The following is a 482-nucleotide window of genomic DNA, read 5'->3' as shown; positions in this document are numbered from 1 at the left end:
TAAGCGTCCAGCACGTAGACCCGGGTGTTGCCGATCGGGCGGCCGATCGGAATGCTGCCCTCGCCCACGGCCTTGATCTCATGCGTCGTGGTGAAGGTGGTCGCCTCTGTCGGGCCGTAGCCGTTGAGCAGGTGGGCTGGCGTGCCCTCTTGCAGCACCCGGCTGATCACTGCGGGATCGAGCACATCGCCACCGACGATCAGGTAGCGCAACTGCCCGAACACGGTCATCAGGCCTTGGGCGTACTGNCCGTTGAGCAGGTGGGCTGGCGTGCCCTCTTGCAGCACCCGGCTGATCACTGCGGGATCGAGCACATCGCCACCGACGATCAGGTAGCGCAACTGCCCGAACACGGTCATCAGGCCTTGGGCGTACTGATGGAACAGGCCTGCGGTCATCCATAGCACGCTGATCGACTGCTCGAGCAGCAGCGCACGAAAGCGCTCTTGCGACAGCAGCACGTCCTGCTCGACCACCACCAC

The 482-nt window shown here is 64.4% G+C and carries 1 protein-coding gene; it reads right to left on the bottom strand.

Annotation, left to right across the window (positions count from 1 at the left end; genetic code table 11):
- Positions 1-482, bottom strand: a 482-nt coding sequence (locus MMG91_RS28835) for an AMP-binding protein (protein WP_310661457.1), incomplete at both ends; no start/stop codon positions are given.

The organism is Pseudomonas sp. JL3, assembly GCF_031570575.1.
Lineage (GTDB): Bacteria > Pseudomonadota > Gammaproteobacteria > Pseudomonadales > Pseudomonadaceae > Aquipseudomonas > Aquipseudomonas cucumis.
This window is presented reverse-complemented; position numbering and strand designations above follow the sequence as displayed.